This is a genomic window from Paenibacillus sp. DP01, assembly GCF_044784315.1.
GTDB lineage: Bacteria > Bacillota > Bacilli > Paenibacillales > Paenibacillaceae > Paenibacillus > Paenibacillus polymyxa.
In genome coordinates this window covers 623377-637672 of record NZ_CP173059.1, presented here as the reverse complement: position 1 = coordinate 637672, position 14296 = coordinate 623377, and the positions used below count along the sequence as shown (strand labels likewise).

At 46.3% G+C, this 14296-nt stretch carries 15 protein-coding genes; 4 read left to right on the top strand and 11 right to left on the bottom strand.

The genetic code is table 11. The features are described 5' to 3' along the window. Positions 1-122 precede the first annotated feature (122 nt). Positions 123-878 (top strand): tryptophan-rich sensory protein, encoded by a 756-nt coding sequence (locus ACH59B_RS02885; protein WP_019686016.1) that lies wholly within the window; start codon positions 123-125, stop codon positions 876-878. A 95-nt stretch (positions 879-973) separates the two neighbouring features. Here the strand turns inward: ACH59B_RS02885 and ACH59B_RS02880 are convergent, their stop codons facing one another. Next, positions 974-1960, bottom strand: coding sequence for an undecaprenyldiphospho-muramoylpentapeptide beta-N-acetylglucosaminyltransferase (locus tag ACH59B_RS02880; RefSeq protein ID WP_019686015.1), 987 nt, complete (start codon positions 1958-1960; stop codon positions 974-976). An 84-nt stretch (positions 1961-2044) separates the two neighbouring features. After that, entirely contained in the window at positions 2045-2425 is a 381-nt protein-coding gene (locus tag ACH59B_RS02875) for a RidA family protein (RefSeq protein ID WP_013308546.1), read from the bottom strand. A gap of 269 nt (positions 2426-2694) precedes the next feature. On the opposite strand from ACH59B_RS02875, the gene ACH59B_RS02870 reads away from it, so the two are divergent. Both ACH59B_RS02870 and ACH59B_RS02865 read left to right on the top strand, forming a co-directional pair. Next, positions 2695-3222 (top strand): sigma-70 family RNA polymerase sigma factor, encoded by a 528-nt coding sequence (locus ACH59B_RS02870; RefSeq protein ID WP_016819485.1) that lies wholly within the window; start codon positions 2695-2697, stop codon positions 3220-3222. Next, entirely contained in the window at positions 3219-4484 is a 1266-nt protein-coding gene (locus ACH59B_RS02865) for a DUF4179 domain-containing protein (protein ID WP_016819484.1), read from the top strand. Before ACH59B_RS02870 ends, ACH59B_RS02865 begins: the two co-directional genes overlap by 4 nt. Positions 4485-4561: 77 nt before the next feature. Here the strand turns inward: ACH59B_RS02865 and ACH59B_RS02860 are convergent, their stop codons facing one another. The 8 genes from ACH59B_RS02860 to ACH59B_RS02825 all read right to left on the bottom strand — a co-directional run bounded on the left by ACH59B_RS02860 (position 4562) and on the right by ACH59B_RS02825 (position 11968). Next, positions 4562-5281, bottom strand: coding sequence for an NAD(P)H-binding protein (locus tag ACH59B_RS02860; protein WP_016819483.1), 720 nt, complete (start codon positions 5279-5281; stop codon positions 4562-4564). Between the two features lie 37 nt (positions 5282-5318). Then, positions 5319-6764: a sensor histidine kinase gene (locus ACH59B_RS02855; protein ID WP_016819482.1), complete on the bottom strand. Its 1446-nt coding sequence runs from the start codon at positions 6762-6764 to the stop codon at positions 5319-5321. A 173-nt stretch (positions 6765-6937) separates the two neighbouring features. Next, entirely contained in the window at positions 6938-8440 is a 1503-nt protein-coding gene (locus ACH59B_RS02850; protein ID WP_090891079.1) for an HD-GYP domain-containing protein, read from the bottom strand. A 121-nt stretch (positions 8441-8561) separates the two neighbouring features. Then, the gene (locus tag ACH59B_RS02845) at positions 8562-9440 is read right to left on the bottom strand and encodes a (Fe-S)-binding protein (protein ID WP_306459324.1); all 879 of its coding nucleotides are present in this window, start codon (positions 9438-9440) and stop codon (positions 8562-8564) included. Positions 9441-9595: 155 nt separating this feature from the next. Continuing rightward, positions 9596-10051: a MarR family winged helix-turn-helix transcriptional regulator gene (locus tag ACH59B_RS02840; RefSeq protein ID WP_257126627.1), complete on the bottom strand. Its 456-nt coding sequence runs from the start codon at positions 10049-10051 to the stop codon at positions 9596-9598. Positions 10052-10767: 716 nt separating this feature from the next. After that, positions 10768-11076 carry a hypothetical protein gene (locus ACH59B_RS02835; RefSeq protein WP_017428042.1) on the bottom strand — a complete coding sequence of 103 codons (309 nt, stop codon included), beginning with the start codon at positions 11074-11076 and terminating at the stop codon, positions 10768-10770. Between the two features lie 97 nt (positions 11077-11173). Then, the gene (locus ACH59B_RS02830; protein ID WP_016819476.1) at positions 11174-11296 is read right to left on the bottom strand and encodes a hypothetical protein; all 123 of its coding nucleotides are present in this window, start codon (positions 11294-11296) and stop codon (positions 11174-11176) included. 339 nt (positions 11297-11635) lie between these two features. Further along, complete coding sequence (locus tag ACH59B_RS02825; protein WP_016819475.1) at positions 11636-11968, bottom strand: hypothetical protein; 333 nt, start codon at positions 11966-11968, stop codon at positions 11636-11638. Positions 11969-12109: 141 nt separating this feature from the next. Here ACH59B_RS02825 and ACH59B_RS02820 point away from each other — a divergent pair, with 141 nt between their 5' ends. After that, complete coding sequence (locus ACH59B_RS02820) at positions 12110-12478, top strand: glyoxalase/bleomycin resistance/extradiol dioxygenase family protein (protein WP_016819474.1); 369 nt, start codon at positions 12110-12112, stop codon at positions 12476-12478. Here ACH59B_RS02820 and ACH59B_RS02815 read toward each other — a convergent pair. Then, the gene (locus ACH59B_RS02815; RefSeq protein WP_257126626.1) at positions 12463-14127 is read right to left on the bottom strand and encodes an FAD-dependent oxidoreductase; all 1665 of its coding nucleotides are present in this window, start codon (positions 14125-14127) and stop codon (positions 12463-12465) included. The two genes, ACH59B_RS02820 and ACH59B_RS02815, sit on opposite strands and share 16 nt — an antisense overlap. Positions 14128-14296 lie beyond the last annotated feature (169 nt).

Genomic DNA, 14296 nt, shown 5'->3' with positions numbered 1-14296 from the left:
ATTGGGATCAAGAAACTTTTCCCCGTTCGGACATATTTGAAAGCAAAGTGGGTATATTCATAGTAGAAGATAGTGACCAGTCGGTCATTTTGAATATCATTCGTTGAGGAGGAGTTATTCCTATGTCACGAAGCCATCCGTATAAATGGTGGAATATTATTGCATTCATCGCTGTCGTTCTCGTTAATATTTTGGCTTCTACACTTCCTATTGGCGGAAGAAGCACCGCTGCTGTATCCAACATGTACCCTACCTTAATTACGCCAGCAGGTTACGCTTTTTCCATCTGGTCGGTCATCTACGTGCTGCTCGCCTGTTTTGCCGTGTACCAATCTACATCTACAGGGCAAGCCAGGACAAGCGTTCAATCTATCGGTATTTTCTTTATTTTGAGCTGTCTCTTCAACATCATCTGGATTTTCCTATGGCAGTATGTATACGTAGAACTATGCGTGATCGTCATTATTTTATACTTGCTCTCCCTATTCGTCGTATATACACGTACTCGTACACCGCAGCCAACTCGCGGAGAAATGTGGTTCGTCAAGCTTCCTTTCAGTCTGAATCTCGGTTGGGTATCTGTGGCTACCATCATCAACATTGCAGTAGCATTGGAAAAGAATGAATGGAGTGGCTGGGGTCTCAGCGATACGCTATGGGCGATCATCATCCTGTTTATTGGCACCGTATTGGCCATCTTGGTCAGCTTTCCTTATCGTGACAGCATCTACCCACTTGTATTTGTATGGGCCTATGTCGCCATCGCCATCGAGCATCCAAACAATGAAAATGTACGGCTGGCTGCATGGGTCTTGTCGGCAATCATCCTGGTGTACGCGCTATGGCTATTCTTTGCCCGTAATCGAGACCGGGATTAAAGGAAACGAATATCATCTCCTAGCACAAGCACAAGCGAGCATGGGTCTGAATCATTTAGCCCAAGCTCGCTTGCTTTGTTTTTTCTAAAATATGATCAGGCATAGACTTTAATCAAATCTAAAAGCTTGCTTGTCGATTGATCCGTATTAATTTTCTCCATATTGTGAATGTAATCCAACCTTTTTTCATACAAACGAAGAATCATATCGACAAAGCGTTCAGATTCCAGCTCTTCTTCTTCTAAAATTTCACACAAGCCTTGTGCTTTAAATGATTTTGCATTTAGAATCTGATCCCCCCTGCTGACTGCTTTTGAAAGAGGTATCAACAGCATAGGCTTACGCAACGTCAAGAATTCAAAAATGGAATTTGAACCTGCCCTGGAAACAACCATATCTGCCATCGCCATTACATCCGCCAGTTCATCGTTTATGTATTCAAATTGCTGATAACCATTCGTACGAATAGAATCATTCACTTGGTTCTTACCACAAATATGCACGATTTGAAATTGAGCGAGCAAAGCCTCTAAATTCAGCCAAACCAGCTCATTGATCTTCTTGGAGCCTAAACTCCCACCCATGATGAGCATGATGGGCTTATTTCGAGTAAAACCGCAGTAGGCTAACCCTTTGGCCGCCTTCCCCTCTTTTAGCTCATCTCTCACAACAGCACCAATATATCGGGTATTCTTTGAGCGAAAATATTCAGCTGTTTCAGGAAAAGTAGTACAAATTTCGGTAGCAAACATGCTGGAAATTTTATTCGCTAATCCAGGGGTAAGATCGGATTCGTGGATGATGACGGGGACTCTGTTCAACCACCCAGCCAATACCACAGGAACGGAAACAAACCCGCCTTTTGAAAAAATAATATTCGGTTTTTCTTTCTTTATAATTCGGTATGCTTGAGAAATTCCCTTAAGCACTTTAAAAGGGTCCTTAACATTATTCCAGTCAAAATATCTGCGTAATTTCCCGGTTGCGACACTAAAATAACACACATCTTCTAATCCAGAGATCAGTTTTCTTTCAATCCCTTGTTCAGAGCCTATGTATTGGACACTCCGAACAACACGCATTACATTCAAAACAACCGGATGCCACTATAGTAGTGACACCCGGTTCCATGCAGACTTTGTATTTAATAAACGAACCCTGGTAACTTATTCGCCCTTCAATGCAATGACTTCAATCTCCACCAGTGCGTCCTTAGGCAGACGAGCTACCTCCACCGCACTCCGTGCTGGGTATGGTTGCTCGAAGAAGGAACTGTACACCTCATTGACACTGACAAAATCGTTCATATCCTTCAGGAATACAGTCGCTTTCACAACCTGGTTCATGTTGCTGCCTGCCGCTTCCAGAATGGCTTGTACATTGCTCAAGGACAGGCGAGCCTGCTCCTGTACATCCTTGCCGAACTCACCTGTTGCTGGATTCAGCCCAAGCTGTCCTGATGTGTAAATAAACCCGCCTGCCTCTACCGCTTGGCTATAGGGCCCGATCGCGCCGGGGGCTTTTTCAGTAGCAATTGTTTTTTTCATAGGGGTTGGATTCTCCTTCCTGATACTGGTTCACCGTATTATAGCATGTGAAGTCCAAAGCCACTATTCCGTGCGACGGTTTGACACGTTAGGTTTCTCTAAAGAAACCTTATTGCGATGGTGCTACATAATTTTATTTCCGCTGTAACCTTTAGCGCCCATGTATCATCTAATTCTTGTAACCTGCTACACAATAGATTGTACAAATTCAAATACAGGTACAATTACATTGATCATAGCTAGTATAGACGGGAAAGGAGCACCATCCTTTGAATCTCGAAACAAACGTATACCAAGCAAGGCACGGGGATCGCAAGGCGTTCGTCGCCTTGATGAAACAGATGGAATCCGATATGTATGGCATGGCGCGTTCCATTCTTCGCAGCAATGAGGATTGCGCGGACGCAATACAAGAAGCGATGCTCAAAGCATACAAGTCTCTGGGTGAGCTGCGTGAACCTCGCTATTTTAAAACATGGCTGCTTCGTATTCTCATTAATGAATGCCATCTCATGATCCGCAAGCAAAAACGGGTTGTACCCGTCGCGGAATTTATAAAGGAACCGTCCACCTCGGGCGGATACGAAAAAATCGAGCTGCGCGAGGCCATCGACCACTTGGAGGAATCCATGCGAACCGTGATTTCCCTGCACTATTTGCGTGATATGCCGATCAGGGAAATTTCAGAGCTACTGGACCTATCAGAGGGTGCCGTCAAAACACGATTGCACCGTGCTCGCAGAACATTAATGGATCTGCTACAAAATCGCGGAGAAAGGAAGGTGACCTTTCAATGAATCCTTCAGAGTATGAGAATCAGGAACAAAAGCTGGATGAGAAATTACAATTGGAGAAAGAAAACTTGGAAGCAGATATGGCAGACATCCCTGATTTGGTAAGGCAACGCCTAGACGCATTTTATGCACAAATGGAATCAGATTCTGACCTGCTACCCGACCGTTCATCCTCTCATCGACCCGTTAAAAGGTTTCTTCGGAGAACTGCAATTACCGCTGCTTCTGCAGCGCTCATTGGCGTTATGATCATTGGCAGCGCCTATGTTTCGCCTACAATGGCGGAATCATTGAAACAGGTCCCCCTTGTCGATAGCGTCTTCAAGCTCGCTGGGGATCTGGGGCTGCAAACCGCTGATCAGAAAGGATTGGCCACTTCATCGAATCTCAGCGTTACCCATGGCGGTATTACATTGGAAGTACCTCAAATCATATTTGACGGGACACGCTTGGTCGTAGCGTTGGAAAAAAGCGGTGGGGATTCACAACATGAACCCCTGTATCCCACTACCAATACGCAAGGGCAGGAAGAGGATATAGTGGAGAAAATAGACCTGTTCATCAATGGGACGTCGGTCGACAGCAACAGTAGCGCCTTTAATCTCATGTATGGTCGTCCGGGCAAAGACAATAATTCTATGCTGATTGCGTATATGCGTGACCCTGCCAGTGGTAAAGCCGCCTTACCAGATCAGTTTGAGCTAGAGGTATATGCAAAGTTAAAAGGTGTATCCGAGCCGTTCCGCATACAAACCACGGTTCACAAAACTAAAATAAACAACAAGATACTTCAGCCGCAAATGAGCAAATCTAATCCGTATCTTGCATTTACGGTAGAAAAGTTAGAAATGACCCCTATCACGACCAAGATTACAACATCGTTCAAAATGCTGACTGATATTGCACATATGCCGGATGAGTACACCGTGGAACGAGAGTACAATAACATGAAGAATGGACACACGAACCAGTACACCAAAAAGGAATTGGATATACTCGATTATGCTGTATTCGACGAGCAGGGAAGAGAACTTCAATTGCTGAGCGGTTCTGGAGTTCCCCATACCCAAGAACGTGACAGCAAAATGATCACACTGTTTACTCCTTTTGTGGACACTCCCCAGAAGATCATTTTCAAGCCATATATCTTGCCAACCCAATCAGGAGGTAGCGCCCTACTCGATGCTAAAGGTAACTGGACACGCCATTACATCGATGAATTAGAAATTACGATCGATGTGCCACAAAATACAAACCACCCATAAAACACGAATAACGCCGCTGCTGTCCGAATGATCGGGCAACAGCGGCGTTATTATCATTTCTAATCCTAAGCGTGGTTTTAGACATTGTCATCAGGAGTCGTTCCTGTACCAGGTTCCTCATCATCGGAGGTTAGTTCTGCACCGATGACCCGAATGATGTCATTCGGATAAATATGTACACCGCTCGCCTGCGCGAGAGCAATTCGTACCATAGCTCGTGCGATGAACGAAGCGGGAATGGCGCGATAGGAAGCGAACCTGCCCGTCATTAGGCCATCTAGCGCTTTCATGACAATCGTGGCAGCGGCTTCGCCAAATCGTCGTTCAGATCTCGCTCCCAAAATAAGCGACGGACGGAACAAATGCAGTGCAGGCAATCCGATCGCGGCAAGCGCCTCTTCAGCCTCACCCTTAGTACGGTTATAAAACACACGTGAATCCGGGTCAGCGCCCATCGCAGAGATCGCAAGCATCTGTACTGCTCCAGCCTCTTTGCCCAACTGGGCTGTCAGAACCGGATAGTCCAGATCCACCTGTCGAAACTGCTCCTTAGAGCCAGCCTTTTTCATCGTTGTCCCAAGGCAGCAAAACACATCATCCACCCCTTCGAGGGCGAAGGCCGACTTCTGTGGTTGTTCCCAGTCGATGAGCGCCTGCTCTAGCTTGGGATGCTTGATGTCCAATGGACGCCTGCCCAAAACCATGACGCGGGTGTATTCTTTTTGCACCAGTAGCTCCCGTACAACATAACCCCCGACAAGCCCTGTGCCACCCACAACGACCGCTTTACGTTCCATGATATACCTCCTAACGCTCCTTGTCCCATGATTGTGATCAGGTTAATTTAAACGGCTGTTCGTCCGCCTCCTTGCTGTCGGACGGACACATAGGCAGGTACAGGGAAAAAGTACTTCCCTTGCCTTCTTCACTCTCCAGACGGATAAATCCGCCTAACAAGCGGGAAAAATCACGGCTGATGGACAACCCCAGCCCAGTTCCACCATATTTACGATTAATCGAACCGTTCGCCTGCTGGAATGCCTCAAAAATAACATGCTGCTGAAGCTTGGATATACCGATGCCTGTATCTTTTACAGCAAATACAACCCAGTCTCCCTCCTGACCCTTTCGATCCAGATGCTGTGTGCTGATTTCCAGCAATACACGCCCTTCATGAGTAAACTTAAAGGCATTGGACAATAGATTGCGTAAAATTTGCTGTACTCGTTTGGAATCGGATCGGATTTCATCCGGTACATGTTCATGCACGTTCAGGCTGAATTCCAGGTTTTTATCCTTCGCTGTGACATCAAAATGCATCATCATCCCATGCGCAATTTCACGCACACTGACTGGCTCACTTACGATTTCCATGTGCCCAGCCTCGACCTTGGATAAGTCCAGAATGTCATTAATCAGTTGGAGCAAATCATGGCCCGAGGCATAAATTAGATCACTGTACTGGTATAGCTCGTCCTCATCTAGCTCTTTTCCCTGCTCATTGATAATCTGTGCCAGGTTAATGATGCTGTTAAGAGGTGTACGTAACTCATGCGACATCGTTGCCATAAAATCCGATTTATACTGGGAAGCCATCATCAGCTGCTTGGCGCGTTCCTCTAAAATAATCTTTGCCTTTTGCAGCTGATCACGCTGCTCTGACAACAACTCATTCGCCTGCTGAATCTGATAGTTTCGCTGCTGCTCCATCTGAAAATCACGTAATATCAGTGCAAATAAAAAGCTAAGGATAACGCCGATAGGCAGTGTAAGAGGAACGACCTCTGCTACATAATAGCGCCAGGGAATGACGCCCAGGAAGGCAATATTTAACGTATTTACAATATTAACCGCTAAAATGGTTACAGATGCCTTAATAATCAAGCGCCAAGTGGAGCGGCGCATCCAGTAGTTCAAACCGGCGCATAATATGCCCAAAATGCTCATATTCAGAAAGCCGACCCACGCCGCCATATTCAGACCGAAGGTAAATCTTGTAAGACCGATTGCTACCCCAATAATAATCAGCGTGTAGGAACGGGGATACACCAATGCTGCGATAATGAGCGGAACAAAACGCAGATCGAAAATAACCGTTTCATTGAAATTAAAGCCAAAGCAAGAACTGACCCATCCGCCAAATACCACCAGCAACACTGAGCTGACATATTTGAACCGCGTAGACGTACGACTCAAACCATATTTATAAATCACGTTCGCCACATAGGCAACGGCAATCAGCATCCCCAAATTCATTATAAACATCGTTGAAAATTGCATGGATTCACACTCCCATTGCGCGAGAAATTGGATGCCAGGCCTATGCTAGCCGATTCTGCCTTACTCGTACATCATAACATGAAGCCCCATCTTTCGACATATCCAAGAGGCTTGCGTGTGTATATAAAAAAAGCGAACCGCAACGGCTCGCCCTAGTGGGAGTATCTATAGAGTCAGCTTGGAATGCCTTTGTTCCGGCGCCACTCCTTGACAAATAATTCGGCAAAGTAAGGATCCCACTGGGTTCCTTTACCCTCTTCCAATATCATAACCGCCTTCTCTTCCTTCATACCTTTCCGATAGGGACGATCCGACGTCATCGCATCATAGGCATCTGCTACGGCTATGATGCGCCCAAATAGTGGGATGTCTTCCCCGGAGAGCTGGTCAGGGTATCCCTTGCCATCATAACGCTCATGGTGCGAGCGCACGCCGGGCAGATAAGGGGCCATAGCATAAGCCGGCTCCACTTGCCGAAGAATACTCTCCCCCATAACCGGGTGCATTTTAATCTGGTCAAACTCCTCGTCCGTCAGCTTGCCATCCTTAAACAACACAGCGTCAGCCACACCGATTTTACCGATATCATGCAGCAAGGCTGTTTTACGCAGCAAGTCAAGATCCGTCTCGCCCAAGCCGCCCTTTCGCCCAATGAGTACAGAGTATTCGGCCACGCGCAACGAATGTCCTGCGGTATAGGCATCCCGCGCATCCAGCGCTGCAGCCAAGGTGGCAAAGTAACTGTCTAATAGCTGACCGTTCTTTTCCTCTCGTTCCTTCAGGCCCTCGATCATCATGTTAAATCCTTCGACCAGCTCCGCAAATTCGTCCGAATACAAGTCACTGGCGTTACTGTTCAGGCGGCCTTCCTTCACTTCATTCATTTTTTCCAACAAGTGATGGATCGGCTGTTCGATCTCACGGGTTAGCAGCCTGCCTCCCAAATAAGCAAAGGCTACACCAGATATTAAAATCGTACCCGCCCATGCCCAATAGGAGCCGGAATCCGCCGCCTCCAAACGTTCCAGCCGAATCTGCGTAGCTAAACAAAACAGAAATAGAGGAAAAGCACCAATTAACGTTGCACTTAACTGAAATTTATGCCGAAGTGACAGCAAAACTCGACCTCGCAGGGACAGGTTCAATCCATATTGCTGATAGGTTCGATCCCGAATCTCCTCCAGCAGCGGTTTGATTGCTCTCATGGTCAGAAAAAATTCAACCAGTGCATGCATGGAAGCGACCAAACAAGCTCCTATACAGGCGATTCCTACATAATAAAAGGGAAAGGTAAGTTGTCCAGTATGTATCATCCATAATGCAATGACGGCTGCCGGGATAGAGAAGCCTAGCAAATGCGGTCCAACAATACGTAAAACGGACAAATTAGGCAGATGATGAACCCGGATATACACCGCTTCTACATCCTTGAGCGTCTCCTGATTGCCTTGGAAAAAACGATGAACGGGTCTTAAGTGCATTCGAAACACTATGGTTTCACAGACAATCATAATGACGCTGGAAAATGTAACAATTTTGACAAGACCCAAAAGCTCATAGTGGGCTACATTTAACGTGGAAAATACAAAAATCATACATACCAGTAGTACAGCAATAAATGAACCTATAATATAGTTCAGGATAACATGCTGAATAAAGCGCTTATAGATCGGCAAAATGCTACCCCTCTTTTCATCCGTACGCTCATAAAATATCTTTGTATTCAATATCGGAGTCCAGCCGTCAAAAGTTAACCTTCTTCCATGAGCAATTTGCATGAATCCTAGGAAAATAACACTAGTGAGCGGTCCGCATCGGATTGCGGCTTTCGCAGGGCACCTTGGTCTGGCAAAGTCCGCAACCGGCACCCGATTCAGTCTCACCGCCGTTTAACACTGCCCACTTTCGAGATTCCTCGCCGTACACAAATTTCATGCAGGCGATTTTGTCATGACCGCCTTCCTTGCTGATGGCCTGCACAGGACAGCGGGTAATGCACACACCGCAAATGCCTTTGCTGCACAGCAGGCAATTTCCTGTATGGCTCAGGTTCGAGGATGCTCCTACATCAGGCGGCACCTGCAGATCCGTTACTACAGACAGCAGGCGGATGGCAATTCCTTTTTCGGTGATGAAGCCATCGTTGATACTGAAGGTGCCGAGACCGGCTGCATACGCGATATGCCGTTCCGACCAATTAGAGACCGGACCACCTGTGGCACCGTGGATGTTGTACCAATCCGTATCCAGCGGCGCCACAGCTCGATAGCCAAGTCCAGTCAGATATCCCGCCAAATGGTGCCTTGCCGAACGCACAAAATATTCATCGCCAAAGGTCCGCAGCAGCGCCCACTCTCTGGAGGCTCTTGCTTTTTGCGCACGATTGGCCTTGCGAATCGTCTCACTGATCGGCAGCACAACACTGACAACGGTGCCTCCACCAAAACTTCCTGTGCCGAAGGTCCGTTCGAAGGCTTCCTGCGGCGTAGCATGGTCGGGGCCCACCACTCTTTTATATTCCTCAAACAAAGGATCATTGGCCTCTGCAAATTGAATAATCGGTTCCTCGTAGTAAGGGCTCTGTAATTCTTCGCAGAAATTGCGCTTGTCTTCGCTCACATAGGTCTTCATCTCGGCTGCGATAAGTTCTTTCATGTCTGGTACGGGCGTTACCATCCTATCCACATCCCTCTTCTTAAGTTATTGTGATTCTCTCGAATTCCTGGCGGATACCCGGTGACCGATGAGTGGCTGCGTTACATATCTGAACCCCCTATTCGTGTATATACACGAATAGGTCAACATGGCCTCCCTTATTAGGCGAAGGCTAATCACAGTCTCAATTTTTCAATTTTGGATAACAGTGCGGTCAATATCTGCAAATCGGCGCTTCCCAGTGACTCCTGTAAAAATAACTGCGCCTCCTCCCAGAGCTCTGCTGCATCGTTATATAACGCTTTTCCTCTCTCTGTCAGGGTAAGGCAGCGATTTCGGCTTCCCTCAGCGGATGTATCCTCCACATACCCGCTTTGCTCCAGTGCCTTCAAATTGCGCACAAGCGTGGTTCGGTCGAGTCGCATCTCCGATGCTAATTCGCTTACGCTTACCGGTCCCAGTACCGTTAAGTGCTTGAGCAGCGAAAACTGGCTGATATGGAGTCCACTTGGAGCCAGATACTGGTCATACAGCCCTGTTACAGCCATCGAGGCACGACGCAGATTAATGCATGTGCAGACTGAGGGCGAGTTATTCTGTGATGTTTGTTTGTCTTTCCTTGAGGCAGTCATAGTTCTTGTTTCCTTCCATCTTTCGTGTAACTACACTATTTCAAAATTCAAGTGCTTTGTCAGGGCAATTTATCACAGCCTCTATTCTCTGCAAATGAAAATAAGTCTAATCCATTGCAGAAAGTGCATTATTTCCAGTCTACAATCAAAAAAACCAAAAATCCCTTGTGTTTTAGAATCATTATTGTTATACTGTATTAGTATGTATTAACCCCATAGGATTCCACGCAAGAAGCTATACTCCTATCACCGCATGGAGCTTCTCCAAATTTTATGTATAACCCTAATGTAGAATTTTGAGCTTTTGCCGAAGATTTTCACATTCACACTGGCGCGGTCATCGGAGCCGCAAGGACGAAAGAGAGGTAGGGCTTTTGTCGTTTGGAAAATGAACAGAGGAATCAAACTGCCCCTTATGAACATGCTGACCATATAATACAAGGTAGCAGGGGTTAAATATATATTATGCCGTCAAACGATGAAGTTTGAGCAGGCCGTGCAGTATACGCAAGCTGCGCAGATCCTCCGGATGATCCCCGGGGGATTTTTCATATACGGAAAACGCATCTATGAACAAAAAAGTGACCCTGCCGATACATCGACAGGGCCTATAGCTTGATCAAAAAGGGGTTAATAGGGTCATTATAGTCTTGCTTTCTTAAAACAAAATGATATGCACCTTAAAAACTCATTAATTTTCCAGCTTTATATGGCTACTAATAGTTCGTCCAATATTCCATACTACCGGACTGTATCTTTTGGGTAGTAGGGCGTCCAGCTTCCACTTGGGCAGACTTGTAGCTGGAAGGACGCTCCCATCCTTCCAGTAAAACAATATGCTGGGTACCTGTGTTAGTTTCCCATGTGATATAGCGCTCTTGTTCCATATGTCGCAATGCAGCTGTAATTTCAGAGTCTCGCCTACCCGTTTTTGCTGACAATTCAGCCATTGTAGGCATATGGCGATGCTGGGCAAAATAATTATACAAAATACGTAGTAGCTTCCGTTCCAAATCCGGCAACATCGTTACCCCTCCCAAAGAACATATGTTCCCATTATAACACATAAAAATGCACCCTCCTACTGGAAGATGCATACGGGCTTGTATGCCCATGCTGAATTTAGTTTTTTTCCTTTTCCTGACGACCGATAGAGCGCAACCACCAAGAGATTCCTCCAACGCTTCCAAGCGCCAAAACCGTCAAGAAAATAATATAAAATAAATGAAATGTACGATCACTCATGGCAATCGCCTCCTTACTTTATGTATACACTTTCCAGCTAAGCCTGTAAACCTCTTTTTGATCCCACAATCACATTTTCGCCAAACATTTGACAATAGATACTTGCTTAGGATGCATCGGTGCACACTTATCAAAAATGGTTAATATCAAATAGGAGACAGATCAAGGAGGTTATCGAATATGAAGTTTCTATTGATCGTGATCATCATTGCGCTGATCGTTGTTTTGCTCATGAGAAGACGCAGATGAACGAAGACATCCTCTATGGTTAACTGAGAATACAAAAAGGGCTTTCGGTACATCACCGAAAGCCTTTGTTCATCTGAGGTTAAGGCTGAACTACGCCTTGTTCTTTTTGCTATATTTAATAAAAGCAATCACAAGCGCTATAGCAAACAATATTCCGCTGACTACCCATGTGGTCAGAAACGCCATACCCAAGCCGACATTAGCCCCCATGGTCGGGTGCTTCATAGCAGTAAACACCGAGCCCTGCATCATAAATATGGTACAGAACAAAACAACGGGTGCCAAAATAATTGTGCTTGCGGTCTTACGACTACCAGATACTGCAATTACACACAGAGCAGAAATCACCAAGATCACCCAATAGATAACTGCTTCCCAAATCGCTGAAGTGCCCACCTGTTCGACCTCTTTTCTATCCATCATATATACCTCTTCTATTGTAACAGACGTCACACAGTGAACCAAGCCATAATTTGATTAGAAAAGGGCTAAACCCTGCCGACAATGTAAATAATGTATAGTAGCAGACAAACCTACATAGAAGAAATGAAAGGAATTGATCTTATGAGAAGTGCAAGTCCTTTTGTCATTGTGAACGATGTGCAGCAGTCGGTTGACTACTACCAATCTGTTTTAGGCGGGAAAATCAAAGTACTGAACAAGCAGGACGGCAGGCTCTTACATGCCGAACTGCACCTGGGCAGCAGCCATATCCATTTTTCCGATTCCTATGGTAAACCACTGAAAGCACAGCATGTCCAAATCATTCTCGACTGTGAGAGTGAGGATGAGCTTAAACAGGCTTACCATGCACTATCCGAAAAAGGCACCATCACTGTAGAACTACAAGATACCTTCTTTGGTGCGCTGCACGGCGAAGTAACGGATCATCTGAATCAAATTGGATGGGTGATGAACTATTTCAAAAGATGATTACGTTTAGCCATAACTGAATACGTCTTGTAGCCGCCATCAACGTTTCTCACCCGATATCCGGATTGGGTTAGAATTCTGGCCGCTAGATAGCCGCGTAGCCCGACTTGGCAGGATACCGCGATCTCCAGATCACGGGGAATTTCCGACATCCGCTCTCTGATTTCGGCTAGAGGAATATGAATAGAACCTGGAATGGTTCCTCCTTGTAGCTCCACCGCATCCCGGACATCAATAACAAGGCCACCATTGCGGTGAAAATCATCAACTTCATGCCACTGTATTGTCTGGACCAGTCCATCCATGATATTCGAGGCTACGTAACCCGCCATATTCACAGGATCTTTAGCTGAAGAATAAGGAGGTGCATAAGCAAGCTCGATATCTGCCAGCTCACGGACGGTTAAACGGCCGCGAATCGCCGTTGCAATAACATCAATCCTTTTGTCTGCGCCATCAGCACCAACAGCTTGCGCTCCGTAGATCATCCCGGTCTTCGGATGAAAGAGCAGCTTCATCGAAATGGGTGATGCGCCGGGATAATAACCGGCATGTGAACCAGGATGAATATGAATAGCCTGGTAAGGAACAGCCAACCGCTGCAATGTTTTTTCATTGTTACCTGTAGAAGCTGCGTTCAATGCAAAGGTCTTAATTACGGATGTTCCGAGCGCACCATCATAGGAAATCGGTTGACCATTAATATGATCCGCTGCCAAACGCCCCTGCCGATTGGCTCCCCAGGCCAGCGATACCATCGTTGCAAACCCATGATTGCGGTCTTTGACCTGGATGGCATCACCTACCGCATAAATGGACGGATCACTGGTTTGCAGCTGTGCATTCACCTGAATAGCGCCGCGAAAACCTAGTTCCAATCCGCATTGCTTGGCCAACTCATTTTCAGGCACCACGCCAATCGCCAAAATAACCATATCCGTCTGAAGCATCTCCTCAGAGGTCAAACGTAGCCGTGTACCCTGTTCTTCAAAAGCTGCGACTCCTTCCTCTAAACGCACCTCCACCCCGTTCAGCTGCATATGCTGTTCCACCAGTTTGGCCATTTCAGGGTCAAGCGGATTCAACACTTGTTGTCCTTTATCCATAACGGTTACTGCAAGTCCACGCTCCCGCAAATTTTCAGCCATCTCCAGCCCAACAAATCCAGCACCAATTATCGTGGCATGCTTGGGTTGCCTTTCATCTACATATGCCTTAATAAGGTCGGTGTCATGAATGTTTCTTAACGTAAATACATTTGTAGCTTCATGTAGTCCGGGAATGTCTGGTATCATCGGTTTGGCTCCCGGCGACAATACCACAATATCGTACGGCTGCTCATCCATCTCTCCTGTGATCATATCGCGGTAACGGACAAGCTTATGCTCGCGGTCTATTTGTATTACTTCTTTCAGCACCCGAACATCTATATTAAATCGGTCTCTAATGCCTTGAGGCGTCTGGAGAAACAGCTTCTCCCGTGCCTGGATTGTCCCCCCAATATAGTAGGGAAGACCACAGTTTGCAAAAGAAACATGCTCACCGCGTTCAAACAGAATAATCTCATCTTCCTCATTCCATCTACGCAATCTCGCCGCAGCAGAAGCTCCACCTGCTACCCCGCCAATAATAACTATCCTCTTACCCATTTCTTCCCCTCCTCATATACCCTATGGGGTATAATATATACCTATGGGGGTATGATGTCAACAAACAAAAAAGGCAGAGGTTACCCCCCGCCTGCTCAAACCCTAAACAAAACCCTATTGGAATCACAAATCACTTGCGACTGCTGCAAAAATGCCCTATCTCACTGGG